Origin of the sequence: Demequina aurantiaca (assembly GCF_050598105.1) — a bacterium.
In the GTDB taxonomy this organism is placed as follows: domain Bacteria; phylum Actinomycetota; class Actinomycetes; order Actinomycetales; family Demequinaceae; genus Demequina; species Demequina aurantiaca_A.
This window is the reverse complement of record NZ_CP192436.1, coordinates 1,478,491-1,490,889: the sequence shown is the minus strand read 5'-3', so window position 1 is coordinate 1,490,889 and position 12,399 is coordinate 1,478,491. Positions and strand designations below refer to the sequence as shown.

The 12,399-nt window shown below is 68.1% G+C and carries 13 protein-coding genes; 11 read left to right on the top strand and 2 right to left on the bottom strand.

Going from position 1 to position 12,399, the window contains the following annotated elements; genetic code table 11:
* Positions 1-14: 14 nt before the first annotated feature.
* The 11 genes from ribH to ACQU6B_RS06605 all read left to right on the top strand — a co-directional run bounded on the left by ribH (position 15) and on the right by ACQU6B_RS06605 (position 10,938).
* Complete coding sequence (ribH, locus tag ACQU6B_RS06655; protein ID WP_430866761.1) at positions 15-479, top strand: 6,7-dimethyl-8-ribityllumazine synthase; 465 nt, start codon at positions 15-17, stop codon at positions 477-479.
* An 83-nt stretch (positions 480-562) separates the two neighbouring features.
* Positions 563-826 carry a phosphoribosyl-ATP diphosphatase gene (locus ACQU6B_RS06650; protein WP_430866760.1) on the top strand — a complete coding sequence of 88 codons (264 nt, stop codon included), beginning with the start codon at positions 563-565 and terminating at the stop codon, positions 824-826.
* A gap of 27 nt (positions 827-853) precedes the next feature.
* Complete coding sequence (gene hisG, locus ACQU6B_RS06645) at positions 854-1,696, top strand: ATP phosphoribosyltransferase (RefSeq protein ID WP_430866759.1); 843 nt, start codon at positions 854-856, stop codon at positions 1,694-1,696.
* A 2-nt stretch (positions 1,697-1,698) separates the two neighbouring features.
* A complete protein-coding gene (locus ACQU6B_RS06640; RefSeq protein ID WP_430866758.1) occupies positions 1,699-2,748 on the top strand; it encodes a helix-turn-helix transcriptional regulator in 1,050 nt (349 codons plus the stop codon).
* Entirely contained in the window at positions 2,741-3,661 is a 921-nt protein-coding gene (locus ACQU6B_RS06635) for a helix-turn-helix transcriptional regulator (protein ID WP_430866757.1), read from the top strand. The genes ACQU6B_RS06640 and ACQU6B_RS06635 overlap by 8 nt, the downstream gene beginning before the upstream one ends.
* Before the next feature lie 30 nt (positions 3,662-3,691).
* On the top strand, positions 3,692-3,952 hold the full coding sequence (tatA, locus tag ACQU6B_RS06630; protein WP_430866756.1) for a Sec-independent protein translocase subunit TatA: 261 nt from the start codon (positions 3,692-3,694) through the stop codon (positions 3,950-3,952).
* Positions 3,942-4,745, top strand: coding sequence for a twin-arginine translocase subunit TatC (gene tatC / locus ACQU6B_RS06625; RefSeq protein WP_430866755.1), 804 nt, complete (start codon positions 3,942-3,944; stop codon positions 4,743-4,745). The genes tatA and tatC overlap by 11 nt, the downstream gene beginning before the upstream one ends.
* Positions 4,742-5,743 carry a diacylglycerol/lipid kinase family protein gene (locus tag ACQU6B_RS06620; protein ID WP_430866754.1) on the top strand — a complete coding sequence of 334 codons (1,002 nt, stop codon included), beginning with the start codon at positions 4,742-4,744 and terminating at the stop codon, positions 5,741-5,743. The genes tatC and ACQU6B_RS06620 overlap by 4 nt, the downstream gene beginning before the upstream one ends.
* Before the next feature lie 108 nt (positions 5,744-5,851).
* Positions 5,852-8,635, top strand: a complete 2,784-nt coding sequence (locus ACQU6B_RS06615; protein WP_430866753.1) for a DEAD/DEAH box helicase — start codon at positions 5,852-5,854, stop codon at positions 8,633-8,635.
* 27 nt (positions 8,636-8,662) lie between these two features.
* Complete coding sequence (lnt, locus tag ACQU6B_RS06610; RefSeq protein ID WP_430866752.1) at positions 8,663-10,192, top strand: apolipoprotein N-acyltransferase; 1,530 nt, start codon at positions 8,663-8,665, stop codon at positions 10,190-10,192.
* A gap of 2 nt (positions 10,193-10,194) precedes the next feature.
* A complete protein-coding gene (locus ACQU6B_RS06605) occupies positions 10,195-10,938 on the top strand; it encodes a polyprenol monophosphomannose synthase (RefSeq protein WP_430866751.1) in 744 nt (247 codons plus the stop codon).
* A gap of 81 nt (positions 10,939-11,019) precedes the next feature.
* On the opposite strand, the gene ACQU6B_RS06600 is transcribed toward ACQU6B_RS06605, so the two are convergent.
* A complete protein-coding gene (locus ACQU6B_RS06600) occupies positions 11,020-11,355 on the bottom strand; it encodes an RNA polymerase-binding protein RbpA (RefSeq protein WP_430866750.1) in 336 nt (111 codons plus the stop codon).
* 1 nt (position 11,356) lies between these two features.
* A complete protein-coding gene (locus ACQU6B_RS06595; RefSeq protein ID WP_430866749.1) occupies positions 11,357-12,328 on the bottom strand; it encodes an EamA family transporter in 972 nt (323 codons plus the stop codon).
* Positions 12,329-12,399: the final 71 nt, after the last annotated feature.

Below are 12,399 nucleotides of genomic sequence, written 5' to 3'. Positions count from 1 at the left end.
CAAGGAGGACCCGCATGAGCGGCGACGGAGCACCCACCATCGAGGTCGACGGCAGCGGACTACACATCGAGATTGTGGCGTCCCAGTGGCACACGGCGGTCATGGACGGCCTAGTCGCGGGAGCCATCCGCGCGGCTGAGAAGTCCGGCGCGACGTACCGGCTCACGCGCGTCGCCGGGGCCTTCGAGCTCACGGTGGTGGCGGAGAAGTTCGCCCGCGACGGAGCTGACGCGATCGCCGCCCTGGGCGTCGTGGTGCGCGGCTCCACGCCCCACTTCGAGTACGTGTGCCAGGCCGTGACGCACGGGCTGAACGACGTCGCTCGCGAGCACGTGACGCCCGTGGGATTCGGGCTGCTGACCGTGGACAACGACGCGCAGGCCCTCGCACGGGCCGGGCTGCCGGACTCCGACGAGGACAAGGGCGCGGAGGCGGTCGAGGCCGCGCTGTCCACCGCGCGCATCCTTCGCGACTCGTAGTCGACGCGCTTCACAAGGCGGCATGCGGGACCGCGCCCGTATGGCGTTCGCTCCCGCGGCTCTGCCTGCCCTAGGCTGTGCTTGTGAAAACCTTTGACGAACTCTTCGCTGAACTCTCCTCCAAGTCCGTGGAACGTCCCGAGGGCTCCGGCACCGTGACGCTGCTCGACGCGGGGGTGCATGCCATCGGCAAGAAGCTCGTCGAAGAGGCAGCGGAGGCCTGGATGGCCGCCGAATACGAGACCGACGACGAGTGCGCCGAGGAAATCTCGCAGCTGCTTTATCACGCGCAGGTCATGATGATCGCGCGCGGCCTCACCCTCGAAGACGTGGGCCGCCACCTCTAAGTTTCTTTTTCGCCTATAAGGAGAGTTGTGCTTCGCATCGCCGTCCCCAACAAGGGGTCCCTGTCCGACCCGGCCTGCCAGTTGCTCAAGGAGGCCGGCTACAAGCAGCGCCGTGACCCTCGTGAGCTCGTGCTGGTCGACCAGCGCAACGAGGTCGAGTTCTTCTTCCTGCGTCCGCGCGACGTCGCCGTGTATGTGGGCGCCGGGACGGTGCACGCGGGCATCACCGGTCGCGACCTGCTGCTGGACAGCGCCGCGAAGGCGGTCGAGACGCTGGAGCTGGGCTTTGGCGGCTCAACCTTCCGTTACGCCGCCCCGACCGGGGAGTTCACCTCGATCGAGCAGATCGACGGCAAGCGCGTCGCCACCTCCTACCCTCACCTGGTCAAGAACCACCTCAAGTCGTTCGGAGTCGAGGCCAAGGTGGTCCGCCTGGACGGCGCGGTCGAGTCCTCCGTGCGCCTGGGCGTCGCCGATGTCGTGGCCGACGTGGTCTCCACGGGCACCACGCTGCGCGCCGCCGGCCTCGAGATCTTCGGCGAGCCGCTGCTGAAGTCCGAGGCCATCCTCATTCGCGGCGCCGATGCCTCCGAGGACGACGTCGCCGTGCTTACCGGCCGCCTGCGCGGCGTGCTGATGGCCCGCCAGTTTGTCCTGGTCGACTACGACGTCCCCAACGAGCACCTTGAGGCCGCCGTCGCCATTTCCCCCGGCGCGGAGGGTCCCACCGTCACCCCGCTGCACGGCAAGGACTGGCACGCCGTCCGCGTCATGATTCCGCGCGTCGAGATGAACCAGATCATGGATCAGCTGTACGCAGCCGGTGCCCGCGCGATCCTCTCGACCGAACTGCTAGCCGTCAGGGTCTAGTCATGGCGCAGGCGGACGCGGCGGAGCGACTTCTCAACCTGATCATCGCGCTGACTCACGCGCCTCGGCGCATGACTCGTGACGAGATTCGCGACACGGTGGACGGCTACACCGGACGCCCGCGCGGGGCCATCCCCGACGAGGCCAAGAAGTCCGACGCCGCCTTCGAGCGCATGTTTGAGCGCGACAAGGACGACCTGCGTCGCATGGGCGTCCCGCTGCGCACCGTGACCGACCCTCTTGACGGCGCGGACATCGGCTACAAGATCGTCGCGGCCGACGCCGCGATGCCCGCCCTGGATCTCACTCCCGCGGAGGTCGCGGTCCTGGGCCTGGCTGCCGAGTATTGGCAGGGGGCGACGCTGGGCGACGACGCCAGGCTGGCGCTCACCAAGGTGGCCTCTCACACGCCTCACCAGGTCAGCGAGCCGATGCCGTTCTCGGCGCTGTCCACCGCGTCGCGCGACGCGACGTCGCTGTTTGTCGACGCCATCCACGAGCGTCAGTGCGTGCGGTTCGACTACACGTCGACGACCTCCGGGTATTCGCGCCGAAATGTAGAGCCCTGGCGCCTGGTGGTGCGCGGCGGCACCGAGTACCTGGTGGGTCGCGATGTGGACAAGGACCAGACCCGCACCTACCGCGTGAGCCGCGTGCACGGCACGGTGAAACTCACGGGGGAGCCGGGAGCCTTCGAGCGTCCCGAGGTGGTTCCCAGCAGCATCTTCTCCGCGACCGCGGGAGGAACGGCCATCCTGGCGTTGCGCCCCGAGTCCGGCTACGCGCTGAGGGCTCGCGCGACGGCGCTCGACACCATCGCGGCACGCGAACTCGCGGTGGAGTCTGCCTCCATCGGCGTGACGGCGGCGGAAGTAGCCAATGAGCACGTGCCGGGGGAGTGGGAACTCTTCTCGGTCCGCTACGAGCACCTCGACCTGCTTCGAGACGAGGTGCTGTCGCTTCGCGGCGGCGCGAAGGTGGTTCATCCCGAGGCGTTGGCGGCTTCCGTCGTCGACTTCGCACGCAAGGCGCTGGAGGTGGCCCGTGGCTGAGAAGGCACTGCCGCGGCTGACGAGGCTGCTCGGCATCATGACCTACGTCCAGGATCAGGGCGAGGCGCCGTTCTCTGAGCTCGCCGCGCACTTCGGTGTGACCGAGGCTCAGATTCGCAAGGACATCACCGCGCTGTGGTCCGCAGGCCTGCCCGGCCACGCGGGTGGCGACCTCATCGACTTTGACGCGTACCTGTACGACCAGGACGTCGCCTCGATCGTGGACAGCCAGGGCGTCACGCAGGTGCGTCTCAGCACCCGCGAGGCCGTCGCGCTGGTCGGAGCGCTGTCGAGCATGCTGGCCTCCGGCGCAGCGCCGGACGTGGCGACCAGCGCCAACGACAAGATCCGTGCCCTGTTAGGCGCCGACGATCCGGTGACCGTGCTGCCCACCGCGGACGTGGACCGCGCCATCGCGACGACGCTGCAGGACGCCGTGACGACTCGGCGGGTCTGCGACATCGAATACGTCGACGCGGCCGATCGACGCACCTCGCGCACGATCGAACCTCACCGGCTGGTCGCCATCGACGGCGTCGCGTACGTGGAGTGCTACTGCCGACGGGCCAACGACTACCGCACCCTGCGAGTGAGTCGCATCGTTGGCGTCGAGGTGCGGGACGAGTCAGTCGTCGCGCCTCCTGCCGACGCAGCCGGGTTCTCCCTTGTCTCGCAGTTCCAAGCCACCGTCGTGGCGGGCCGCGGCGCACGCTGGGTGCTCGAGGACCTGCCGGGAGTGAGCCTCGTGGAGGTGGGGGACGACGTGTCCGCGACCTTCGACGTGGTGGACGTCGACTGGGTGGCTGACCGGCTGCTCGCCATCGCCCCATACCTGCGCACCGTCGAGCCCGCGAGCGTCCGCGACGCGCTGGCGCAGCACGCGGATGCGGTATTGGCCACGCTCGCCGGTTAGACTGACTGGACGTCGCTAGAGGAGTCACACATGGGTGCATTAAAGGGCTGGCACATTGTCGTCCTACTGGTCGTAGTTCTGTTGCTGTTTGGTGCGCCCAAGCTTCCCGAGCTCGCTCGGTCGGTAGGCAAGTCTCTCCACATCCTGAAGGACGAGGCCAAGTCGCTCACCTCCGACGATGACGACAAGCCAGCCACGCCGTCGAGCTCGGCGCAGGATCGCAACGACGCTGCGAATACCTCGACGACCGAGGTCACCGGCGACGGCGACACTGAGGCGCGTGGCAAGTAAGCCTGCGCGCCGGAAGCAAAACCCCGACGCGCGGATGCCGCTGCGCGAACATCTACTCGAGTTCCGCAAGCGCATCATCCTGGTCGCCATCGGCATAGCCGTGTTCACGGTGGCCGGTTGGTTCGTCTACACCCCCGTCTTCGAGGCGCTGCAGGCACCCATCTTGAGGGCTGCGGATACCGGCGACGGGCTCGTGGCCATCAACTTTGAGGGCCTCGCCACGGCGCTCGACATGCAGATCAAGGTGTCCGTCGTGATCGGGGTAGTGGCGAGTTCCCCGTGGTGGCTGTATCAGTTATGGGCGTTCGTGTCGCCGGGGCTCAGGAGCACCGAGCGCAGGTACACGGCCGGCTTCCTGGGCGCCGCCGTGCCGCTCTTTCTGGGCGGCGTCGCCCTCGCGTGGTGGGTGTTCCCGCACGCGGTCCAGATCCTGACGGACTTCCGCCCGGAGAACACGACTAACCTGCTCAACGCGCAGATGTTCATGACGTTCGCGATGCGCCTGGTGCTGGCCTTTGGACTCGCGTTCGTGTTCCCCGTGGTGATGGTCGCCCTGACCTGGTCCGGTGCGGTTCCCTCACGCACGTGGCTGAAGGGCTGGCGCTGGGCGGTGATGGGCATCTTCGTGTTCGCCGCCATCATGACCCCTACTCCCGACGCCATCACCATGATCATCATGGCGATCCCCATGTGCGCGCTGTACTTCGGCGCCATCGGGGTGGGTGCGCTGCGCGAGAGGAGCCGGCGTCGCCGCGCCGCTCGCCAACAGGACTCCGCCGACGCCGACGCATGAGCCGCATCGGCGTCATCTCGAACCCCACCGCAGGCTCCGGTCGGGGTGCGCGTTGGGGCAGCGAGGCGCTAGTTGAACTCTCCGCCCGCGGGCACCAGATCCGCGATCTTTCTCGTGGCACCTGGGCGGCTTCCTACGAGGCCGCCATGGAGCACCGCGGCGACCTCGACGCGCTCGTCGTGGTGGGCGGGGATGGCATGGTTCACCTCGGAATCCAGGTGTGCGCACGCACGCAGCTCCCACTCGGCATAGTCGCCGCTGGGTCAGGCAACGATGCGGCGACCAGCCTCGGCCTGCCCGTCCACGACATCCCCGGCGCTGTGGGGCGTATCGACGCCGGTCTCGAGGCGCCTACCGCTATTGACCTGGGCGTCATCGAAGGTCCGCCCCTGGACCACCCCGCCGCGCCGAGGTACTTCATCGCGGTGCTGTCGGCAGGGATTGACGCCGCGATTGCGGCGTACGCGGCCAACCTCAGGTACCCGCGCGGACCCTTCAAGTACAAGGTCGCGACCATGCGGGAGCTGCCTCGGTTCAAGCCCTACGGCGTGAGGGTCAGGGTGGATGACCAGGAGTGGACGCAGCTGTGCACCCTGGTCGCGGTGGCCAACGCGCCGCGCTTTGGCGGCGGGCTCATCGTGTCGCCGGAGTCGTCGATGACGGACGGGAAACTCGAGCTGGTGCTGGCCGAGCCGCTCAGCAAGGGCGCCATCGTCAAACTGTTCCCCAAGCTGTACGACGGCACTCACGTGGGCGACCCGCGGGTGCGCATCATCCAGGCCACCAAGATCGAGATCGCGCCGGCCGGCATCAACCAGTTGCTATCGCCCGGAGCGCCCGGAGCGCCCGGAGCGCCCGCCGACTCTCGCGGATTCGTCGGCGCGGCCCTCCCTCCCGCCTTCGCGGACGGCGAGCTGGTCGGTCGCGCGCCCATGACGGTGACTGCCGCGCCAGGGGCGCTGCGGGTGCTGGGCGCGCAGTTACCTGTTTCCGCGTAGCGACCCCTCGACCAGCGGCGACTTCTTGACCCGGCGCTGCCGCGGGCGCCCCGCGGTTCGTACGGCCGATGCATCGGCGGGGGCGAGTGGGCAAGTAGCCTGGAAGGCATGACACCTCCAGCGGACGACACCCTCTCACCGGCGGAGCGTTTCGCCGCCGCCAAGGCCCGCACCCGGCGCGCGGACCTGGAAATGTTCGTCAACACGCTCAAGTTTCCGCTTGACGACTTCCAGCGCGAGGCCTGCGAGGTAGTCGCGGACGGCCACTCCGTCTTGGTGGCGGCGCCCACGGGGGCGGGAAAGACCATCGTCGGCGAGTACGCGGTGCGTCACGCGTTCGACCGCGGCGAGAAGGCCTTCTACACCACCCCCATCAAGGCGCTGAGTAACCAGAAGTTCCAGGACCTGCGCGCGGTGTATGGCGAGGCGAACGTCGGCCTGCTGACTGGTGACACCTCGATCAACTCCGAGGCGAGCATCGTGGTGATGACCACCGAGGTGCTGCGCAACATGATCTACGCGGGCTCGCGCACGCTGGACCGCCTGGGAGTGGTGATCCTGGATGAGGTGCACTACCTGGCCGACCGCTTCCGCGGCTCGGTCTGGGAAGAGGTGATCATCCACCTCAACGAGCGCACCGCGATTGTCGCGCTGTCCGCCACCGTGTCCAACGCCGAGGAGTTTGGCGCTTGGTTGCACGAGGTGCGCGGCGACACGCGCGTGATCGTGTCCGAGCGACGCCCGGTGCCGCTGTGGCCCCACGTCATGGTGCGCGAGGGGATCTTCGACCTCTACTCCCCGGGGGTCGACCCCCAGGAGCCGGGACCCAACCCGGACCTCAATCCCGAACTCGAAGCGATCGGCCGCCGCGACCGCGCCAGCGACAGCCGCAATCACCACGGGCGCAACCAGCATCGGGCCGGCCGCGGCCCGAACAAGCCGCGCGGCCGGCGCAGCCCACCCAGGTTCGCCGTCGTGGACGTGCTGGACCAGCAGGCCCTGCTGCCCGCGATCGTGTTCGTGTTCTCCCGCAAGGGCTGCGAGGAGGCGGTGGACCAGGTCCGTCGCTCGGGGCTGGTGCTCACCGACGACCACCAGCGCAACCGCATCGCGGACATCATCGACGAGCGCTGCGCCGGCATCCCCACCGAGGACCTGGGCGCGCTGGGCTTCGACCACTGGCGTGACCACCTCGAGGCGGGCATCGCCGCCCACCACGCGGGCATGATCCCCCTGTTCAAGGAGGTGGTCGAGGAGCTGTTCGCCGCCGGCCTCATCAAGGTGGTGTACGCCACCGAGACGCTCGCGCTCGGCATCAACATGCCTGCCCGCTCGGTAGTTCTCGAGAAACTAGTGAAGTGGGACGGCCAGGGTCACAAGGACCTGACGGCGGGGGAGTACACGCAGCTCACCGGCCGCGCGGGCCGTCGCGGCATCGACGTCGAGGGCCACGCGGTGGTCGTCGAGCACCCCGGCTTCGACGCCGGCCAGCTGGGCCGGCTCGCGTCGCGTCGCACCTACCCCTTGATCAGCTCGTTCCAGCCGTCGTACAACATGACCATCAACCTGCTGTCCTCGCTCGGGGTATCCCGCTCGCGGGAGGTGCTGGAGATGTCCTTCGCGCAGTACCAGGCAGACCAGGGCGTGGTGGGCAAGGCCCGCCGGGCCAAGGACCTCGACGCGACCCTCGCGGGCTACAAGGACGCCGCCAAGTGCGACAAGGGCGACTTCATGGAGTACGCGGCGCTGCGCGAGAAGATCGCGCGCTCCCAAAAGGGCTCGGCAAAGCAGGTCAAGCGCGCGATGCGCGAGGCCACCGCCGACGTCCTGTCGGAGCTGCGCCGGGGCGACGTCGTGAAGATCGGCGGGGGCCGCCGTGCGGGGCTGGCCGCGGTGGTCATCCCGGACGCCGACGCATCGGCGCCGCGTCCCACGGTCGTCACCGACGACGGACGCATGTTCAGGCTCGCGCTATCGGAGCTGCATCACGGCATCGACGTGGCCGGGGCCATCACCGTGCCCAAGAAGTTCGACCCCCGCAACGCCCGCAGCCGTCGCGAGCTCGCCCAGGTGATCGAGGGTGCCAAGCCCACGTTCGACCTCAACGCGCACAAGAGGGCCGTCCGCGAGGGGCTGCCCGACGCGGGCAGGATGGAGCGCGAGACCGAGGCGCTGCGCCGCAAGATGCGCGCCCACCCGTGTCACCACTGCCCGGACCGGGAGTCGCACGCGCGATGGTCCGAGCGCTACTACCGCACGCTGCGCGACAAGGACAAGCTGGCCAACGAGATCTCCCGCGCCACCGGCTCGATCGCGCGCATCTTTGACCGCAGGCTGGCGGTGCTCGGCGACCTGGGCTACGTCGAGGGCCACGGCACCGAGATTGCCGTGACGGACGCCGGCGCCATGATGCGCACGCTGTACTCGGAGAACGACCTGGTGATGTCCGAGTGCCTGCGCCTCGACGTGTGGAGCGAGCTCAGCCCGCCCGCCCTCGCCGCCGCGGTGTCGACCCTGCTCTACAACGGGCGGCGCGAGGACGAGAACAAGACGCCACGCATCCCCGGCGGGGAACACGGGACACTGGGCAACGCGCTCAACGAGACGGTGCGCGTGTGGTCCAGGATTGACGACCTGCAAAGCTCGCACCACCTGCCCGACCTCAACGCGCCCCACTGGGGCATCGTGGGTGCCATCCACTCGTGGGCGCAGGGCAAGAGCCTCGACGCCTCGCTGCGGGGCACCGAGACCGCCCCCGGGGACATGGTGCGCTGGTGCAAGCAGGTGATCGACATCCTCGACCAGGTCGCGCAGGTCGCGCCCTCCGAGCTGGTCCAGGGTCGCGCGCGCACGGCAATAGATGCGATGCGCAGGGGAGTCGTGGCGTACTAGCAGCGCGCGCTCGTTTAGGCTTACGTGGTGTCCAAGTTCATGAGGTTCGTCGCCGCAATTGTGGGCGGAGTCCTCTTGACTCTGGCCTTCCCTGACTTTGGCGTGTGGCCGCTTGCCTTCGTCTCGGTCATCGTCCTGTGGTTCGCGCTTCGCGGCGCGACGGCCTGGGGCGGATTCTTCCTCGGCTGGGCGTACGGCATCGTCTTCTTCGCCCCGCTGCTGTGGTGGGCCTACGTGGCCGTTGGCCCCATTCCGTGGGCCGCGCTGAGCATCGTCGAGGCGCTGGCGTTCGCGCTCTTCGGCATGGCCTGGGCGCAGATCCGTCGCTCGGGGCTGCTGGAGAACCGGGAGTGGGCCGCGGCACCGGCCTTCGCCGCGCTATGGATCGCCGTCGAGCAGCTGCGATCCATGTTTCCCTTTGGCGGCTTCCCGTGGGGGCGGATCGCCGAGTCGCTCGTCGATTCCCCGACTGCCCGCTTCGCGTGGCTGGGCGGCATCCCGCTCGCCGGCTTTGTGGCCGTCCTGATCGCGGCGCTGCTGGCACTGGTCATCGAGTTCCTGATCCTGCGGCGCGTCCTGTCCGCGGCTCTCGCGCTGTTCGTCGCTGTCGTGGTGTTCTTCGGCGGGATTCAGCTGCCCATCAATTCCGAGGCGCAGGACGGCACCATCGCGCTGGGGATTATCCAGGGAGACGTGCCCAACGACGGGCTTGACAGCTTCAAGCAGGCGCGACTCGTGACGGAGAACCACCTGGCCGGGACCGAGGCGCTCGTCGCATCGGAGCCCGGGCCCATCGACCTGCTGGTGTGGCCGGAGAACGCGGTCGACCTGGACCCGCGGGTGGACGCGGAGAGTGCCGCGGCGGTCACCCAGGCGGCGCAGCTTGCTGAGGCCCCGCTGCTGTTCGGCACGGTGGATTACACGCCAGTGGAGGGTCGCTACAACACGTCGATTTTGTGGAGCGAGAATGGCACCGTGATGGACACGTACAGCAAGCAGCGGCCCGCCCCGTTTGCCGAGTACATCCCCATTCGCGAAGTCGCGCGGATCTTCTCGCCGGCGGTGGATCGGGTCACCCAGGACGTCATTCCCGGCGTCGGCGTCGCTACCATCGACGTGCCCGTCGAGCGAACGGGATCCACCGTTCGGGTTTCCACGGTGATCTGCTTCGAAGTCGCCTACGACCAGATTGTGCGCGACTCGGTGGCGGACGGCGCACAAATCATCATCGTCCAGACCAACAACGCGTCGTTTGGGCTCACCGCTGAGAGCACTCAGCAGCTCGCGATGACCCGCCTGCGCGCCATCGAGACCGGCCGCGTCGCGGTCCAGGCCTCTACGGTCGGCGTGAGTGCGGTCGTCGACCCTCGGGGTCGCGTGATGCAGGAGACCGGGTTGTTCACCGCCGAGCAGATGTACGCGGAGGCCGCGCTGCGCACGGAGATTACCCCCGCGGTACGGTTCGGCCCTGTGTTCTACTGGGGTTTCCTGATCGCGCCGTGGCTGATTGTTGCCTTCGCCACCCGACGCCGGCTAGCGACTAAGTACGAATGGTAGACATGCGCACGCTCATCATCATCCCCACGTACAACGAGCGCGAGTCGCTCCCGCGCCAGGTAGACGGCGTGCGCGAGGCCGCGCCCGACGTAGACATCCTGGTGGTGGACGACGGATCACCGGACGGCACCGGCGAGTGGGCCGACGAACGTGCCGCCCAGGACTCGCACGTGCACGTGCTGCACCGCACCTCCAAGCAGGGGCTGGGCGCGGCCTACCTCGCGGGCTTCGCGTGGGGCCTCGAGCGCGACTACGGCATCCTGGTGGAGATGGACGCGGACGGCTCGCACCAGGCCAAGCAACTGCCCAGCCTGTTGGAGCACGCCGGCGACTATGAATTGGTGATCGGATCACGTTGGGTCCCCGGCGGGTCCGTCGTGAATTGGCCCACCAGTCGCAAGTGGCTGTCGACGGGAGCCAACACGTACGTGGGACTCGCGCTCGGCATCGGCGTCAAGGACGCGACCGCGGGGTTCCGCGCGTACACGGCCGATGCGCTGCGCGCGCTGGATCTGGACTCCGTCGAGTCGCAGGGATACTGCTTCCAGGTGGACATGTGCTGGCGCGTGGTGCGCGACGGAGGACGCGTGCGCGAGGTGCCCATCGAGTTCGTCGAGCGCGAGTTCGGCACGTCAAAGATGAGCGGCGACATCATTCGCGAGGCGCTCGTCAAGGTCACGCAGTGGGGCGCGCAGCACCGCTGGCACCAGGTGACCGGCGTCTTTAGACGCAGAAACGACGCCTAGAAGGGGTATCTAGGCGCCGTCTCTACGGACTGCGCTGTCCAGACTCTGCTCGCGAGCGAGTGGTCCGATTGCGACGGGAGGTTAGCCCCGGCGTCCTGCGCGGAGGAGCTGAAGACGCTCCTCGAGTAGTTCTTCCAGTTCCGGGATGGTACGACGCTCGAGCAGCATGTCCCAGTGGGTACGCTGCGTCTTCACGTCCTTAGGCTCCGGCTGTGCGCCGTCACGCAGTAGCGCGAGGGCGCCGCAGTGGCACTCCCAGGACAGCGGAACGTCTGCCTCGACCGAGAACGGCATCGTAACGATATGACCGTTCGGGCAGTCGTAGTGGTGCTCGGTGCGCGCCGCGAGCTCGGCGTTTGCTGCGGTTTCCATGGACTGGGTTCCCAGTCGCATGCCGCGAAGTGCGCGATCAGCCATGTCAGCCTCCAAGAGTGTGGGCTGGGGTGTGCCCACTCGTTACGGGAACGCGTGCGGAGTCCGCTTTGTTCCCTGATTCGTCGCAAACAGGCATATTGTCGGCCGATGCGGCGGCGGGCGTAGTGGCTCGGTCCGGGCGGCTACCGAGCCACACGGAGAACAGAATCACCCCTGCTCCTGCCCACTGTAGCGGTGAGAGCGTCTCGCTGAGAACCAGCCAACCCAGCATCGTCGCCACTAGCGGCGCCAGGAAGGTGAGGATCACCACGCGGGAGGCAGGTAGTGCCAGGATTCCGCGGAACCACAGCAGGTAGGAGAGGACGGCTCCGGGAATCGCGAGCCACGCGTAGCCGGCCATGTTCGCAGCGCTCAGGCCGTCCGGCAGGCCCTCAAAGAGCAGGGCCGGAATCACGAGGAACAGCCCGCCCGCGACCAACTGCCAGGCAGTGAACGACAGCAGCGGCACCGGCCGCCCCCACTTCTTGGTCAGCACCACGCCAAGGGCGGTGGAGGTTCCGCCGAGTAGTCCCGCGATGACGCCGATCCAGTCGAGCTGCGCCTCGGGGGACAACACGAGCATGGCGACACCGATCATCCCGAGGATGGCCGCGAGGATCGCGTTGCGGCGTACCGCCTCGTGAATGACCACCATCGCCAGGACGGTGGCGATGATCGGGTTGACGGCGCCCAGCGTGGCCGACACCCCGCCCGGCAGCCTGTACGCGCTGACGAACAGCAGCGCGAAGAACGCGCCGATGTTCAGGGTGCCGAGCACCGCCGCCTTCCACCACCACTGGCCGCGGGGGAGGGTTCGCGTCGCGGCCAGCAGGATCAGGCCGGCGGGCAGGGCCCGCAGGGTCCCGGCCAGGAACGGGCGGTCGGGCGGCAGGAACTCGGTGGTGACCAGGTAAGTGGTGCCCCACAGGGCGGGCGCAATGGCCGTGGCGAGGAGCAGGCTCCGATTGGATGGCATGCCGTATCCGATCTCTTGACGTAAAGATATCTATTGCCGCCAGGCTACGTCGGTGATATCTTGATGTCAAG

What these genes read in the sequence shown, in the direction of transcription:
- ACQU6B_RS06640 (WP_430866758.1), top strand. Translation starts at nt 1,699, where the DNA reads ATGGCGCAGGCGGACGCGGCGGAGCGACTTCTCAACCTGATCATCGCG.
- ACQU6B_RS06605 (WP_430866751.1), top strand. Translation starts at nt 10,195, where the DNA reads ATGCGCACGCTCATCATCATCCCCACGTACAACGAGCGCGAGTCGCTC.
- tatA (WP_430866756.1), top strand. Translation starts at nt 3,692, where the DNA reads ATGGGTGCATTAAAGGGCTGGCACATTGTCGTCCTACTGGTCGTAGTT.
- ACQU6B_RS06595 (WP_430866749.1), bottom strand. Translation starts at nt 12,328, where the DNA reads ATGCCATCCAATCGGAGCCTGCTCCTCGCCACGGCCATTGCGCCCGCC.
- ribH (WP_430866761.1), top strand. Translation starts at nt 15, where the DNA reads ATGAGCGGCGACGGAGCACCCACCATCGAGGTCGACGGCAGCGGACTA.
- ACQU6B_RS06615 (WP_430866753.1), top strand. Translation starts at nt 5,852, where the DNA reads ATGACACCTCCAGCGGACGACACCCTCTCACCGGCGGAGCGTTTCGCC.
- ACQU6B_RS06600 (WP_430866750.1), bottom strand. Translation starts at nt 11,355, where the DNA reads ATGGCTGATCGCGCACTTCGCGGCATGCGACTGGGAACCCAGTCCATG.
- ACQU6B_RS06620 (WP_430866754.1), top strand. Translation starts at nt 4,742, where the DNA reads ATGAGCCGCATCGGCGTCATCTCGAACCCCACCGCAGGCTCCGGTCGG.